This window comes from Deltaproteobacteria bacterium (genome assembly GCA_030654105.1).
In the GTDB taxonomy this organism is placed as follows: domain Bacteria; phylum Desulfobacterota; class SM23-61; order SM23-61; family SM23-61; genus JAHJQK01.
This window is the reverse complement of record JAURYC010000153.1, coordinates 1-3,024: the sequence shown is the minus strand read 5'-3', so window position 1 is coordinate 3,024 and position 3,024 is coordinate 1. Positions and strand designations below refer to the sequence as shown.

The following is a 3,024-nucleotide window of genomic DNA, read 5'->3' as shown; positions in this document are numbered from 1 at the left end:
GATGTAAACAGATTATCAGGATAAAATAAAAATAAAATAATTATCTGCGGTTATCTGCGTAAATCTGCGTCCTATTAAATTTTACCTAATTCCAATCAGAACCCCTCTGGGCATCACTATCAAAAGCGGAACGCAGCGTGATCATGATGGGTCCCAGGTCTTTCTCGGGGAAGATTCCCGGAGAAGGGGTCTGTTGTTGGGAGCTAAAACTTAAGGATAAAGGGAAAACCGCCGGCTGGCTGAAATGACCGGCCTTATCCTGGATCTGGACGGTAAGAGTAAGACTGACAAAATTCAACCCTTGAACGCCCACCGTGTTCAGGTAAATATAACCGGATAGATCCTTGCCGCCGCCCTCTTTGATTCTCGTGATGCTTACCGGATAGCCTGCCATTCCAGGCTGAGCGATGGTGGCATAAATATTTTTCATATCGCCATCCGGATCGGATGCCTTCAAGTAAACCTTCCACGTATCCCCTGGCCTTAGTTGTTTGGAAGCAAAAGACTGGGTTATTACCGGAATGGACTTTCCATACTTCTCTTCCCTTACTTCCATGCCGCCCAGAGCCGCGCACCCCATAGTTAGGAAAAGGAGAGCAACAACGGCAATAATTTTTTTATACATTTTTTAACCTCCTGATTTTTTTCATTAAATTTTAACCCTTCCTTTTAGCCAAAGTAAAGGGTTTTCCCCAAGGGATTGGGTAAATATCGCTCTTTTACATTCCAATTATTTAGATGCTAAGAGACCCCCCAAGGATTTCGGGTTTTTGTATACAATGGTAAACTTAAAGGGTAAAATGAAATAAACCCTTTGCATAACTTTAGTCACTTTCGTTCACTTTAGACACTTGATTATGGGACTGCCTGCTTGGTTTCAGATAAACGGAGGTTCGGTTTATAGACCTGATCCTGATCTGGCTAACAAAAAGATCCGCCTCCTTTTTGTAGACCGGACGCTGCAAGCCATAACCGGCCTAATGAAAGAGTTTATCTTTTCGGAAATCCACGCCCAAAAATTAGGAATATTGCAAGGACTGGATGCGCGGGCCAAACTCTTGGGAATTTTAATCCTCGTGGTCGGCGTGAGCCTTATCCATTCCATTCCCCTGATTTATATCCTCTACGGACTGACCCTGATTTTGGCGGTCACCTCCCATATTGAAATAACCTTTTTCCTTAAAAGGGTTTGGCTCATCCTTCCGCTGTTTGTGGGAATCATCGCCCTGCCGGCTACTTTGAACATTTTTACCCCGGGAGAAACGGTAGTATCGATTTATTCCCTGGGCAAGGCCTATCACTTGGGTCCCTATTCCATTCCCCCAGAGATTACCCTGACCAAACAGGGAATTGCTGCGGCCCTGCTCCTAATTGGCCGGGTAGCCACTTCCATGTCTTTGGTTCTACTCTTGACCCTGACCACTCCGTGGGCCGACCTGCTCAAAGCTCTCCGCTTAGTGCGGGTTCCGCAAATCTACGTGCAGACTTTGGGCATGGCTCTGCGCTACTTAATGCTTCTATCGCAGGCTGTAGGAGAAATGCATATCGCCAAAAAAAGCCGCACGATCCGTTTGGGAAGAACCCCAACGGAGCAGCGCTGGATCGCTGCGCAGGTAGGGGCGCTCTTTAAACGCTCTATGCAGTTAAGCTTCGAGGTTCACCGGGCCATGATGGCTCGTGGTTATCAGGGAGAGGTACGCATCCTGAGCGTTTTTCACGTTAGGAAGAAGGATTATTTCTGGGTGGCTTTCTGTGTGATCCTTTCAGGGATTTTGATTTATTGCGGCAGGTGAAACGAAAACCCCAATTAATTATGGAACAAAACCTCCAGACATCTACACCGATCTTTGAGCTGCGGGGTGTGGAATACGCCTTCGACGGCAAATTTACCGCCCTCCGGTCAGTGAATTTGCAGGTCGGAGCAGGGGAATGTCTGGCCATCGTGGGAGCCAACGGCTGCGGCAAGTCTACTCTCCTGCATATCTTAGATGGATTACTCTTCCCCACCAACGGGGAGGCCTGGGCCTTCGGTCGTAGGCTCACGGAAGAAGGGTTCCGGGAAGCTTCCTTTACGGCTTTCTTCCGCCAGCGGGTGGGCCTCCTTTTTCAGAATCCGGACGTCCAACTCTTTTGCCCGACGGTCCTGGATGAAATCGCTTTTGGCCCTCTGCAATTGCATCATTCCCAGGAAGAGGCATTGGAGAAAAGTCTGGAAATGATGAAGATGCTCGGGCTGGAGAAAATTGCCCGGCGTTCCCCCCATCAACTCAGTGGAGGAGAAAAGAAAAAGGTGGCTTTGGCTTCGATGCTGGCGGTGAATCCTGACGTCTTGCTTTTGGATGAGCCTACGGGAGGACTGGACCCGCGGACCCAAGTCTGGCTGATAGAAGTTTTAGGGGAATTACACTCCCTTGGTAAGACCATCATCACCGCTACCCATGACCTCTCCATCCTCGAAGAAATTGCCGACCGGACCTTTGTTATGGGAGAAGGCCACACCATTGTTGCCGAAGGCCCCCCCCGTGCAATTCTGGACAATTTCGACTTGCTCCTCAAAGTTAACCTGATCCATGAGCATGTTCACGGCCATGATGGATTCCTGCACTCCCACGGTCACCTACATTTCTTTACCCACCGCCATGGGCATGAACAAAAAGAATAAGGAATACTGCCTTGTGCTCCCGAGAGATTCCCCCTCTCGTCCGGGCCGGTATCACCCTCCGAAATTGAGCTTGACATAAGGGCTATGATTCTGATATGAAAAAATGCTTTGGATTTAAAGTCTAACCCGGCATAGCCGGAACCAAAGGGGTAAAGATCGGAAATCCGAAATCCTAATATCTAAATCCTAAACAAATCCCAAATCCAAATTTCCCAAACTATTTGGTCATTCGTGTTTTGATATTGTTTCGTATTTAGTGCTTAGTATTTAAGGAAGCGTGGTCGGGAGCGCTGCAGACGCTCCTCCACGCTAACCGTTTACACGGTCAAACCTACCTGGACGTGGAGAATGAAGTTACCTTC

Annotated in this window: 3 protein-coding genes; 2 read left to right on the top strand and 1 reads right to left on the bottom strand. The window is 48.2% G+C overall.

Annotation, left to right across the window (positions count from 1 at the left end):
- Positions 1 to 85 precede the first annotated feature (85 nt).
- Entirely contained in the window at positions 86 to 625 is a 540-nt protein-coding gene (locus Q7V48_06265; GenBank protein ID MDO9210340.1) for a hypothetical protein, read from the bottom strand.
- A 232-nt stretch (positions 626 to 857) separates the two neighbouring features.
- Here Q7V48_06265 and cbiQ point away from each other — a divergent pair, with 232 nt between their 5' ends.
- Complete coding sequence (cbiQ, locus tag Q7V48_06260) at positions 858 to 1,793, top strand: cobalt ECF transporter T component CbiQ (GenBank protein ID MDO9210339.1); 936 nt, start codon at positions 858 to 860, stop codon at positions 1,791 to 1,793.
- Positions 1,794 to 1,813: 20 nt separating this feature from the next.
- Complete coding sequence (locus Q7V48_06255; protein ID MDO9210338.1) at positions 1,814 to 2,662, top strand: ABC transporter ATP-binding protein; 849 nt, start codon at positions 1,814 to 1,816, stop codon at positions 2,660 to 2,662.
- Positions 2,663 to 3,024: the final 362 nt, after the last annotated feature.

Coding starts and splice junctions, on each gene's coding strand:
- Q7V48_06255 (MDO9210338.1), top strand. CDS start 1,814: ATGGAACAAAACCTCCAGACATCTACACCGATCTTTGAGCTGCGGGGT.
- cbiQ (MDO9210339.1), top strand. CDS start 858: ATGGGACTGCCTGCTTGGTTTCAGATAAACGGAGGTTCGGTTTATAGA.
- Q7V48_06265 (MDO9210340.1), bottom strand. CDS start 625: ATGTATAAAAAAATTATTGCCGTTGTTGCTCTCCTTTTCCTAACTATG.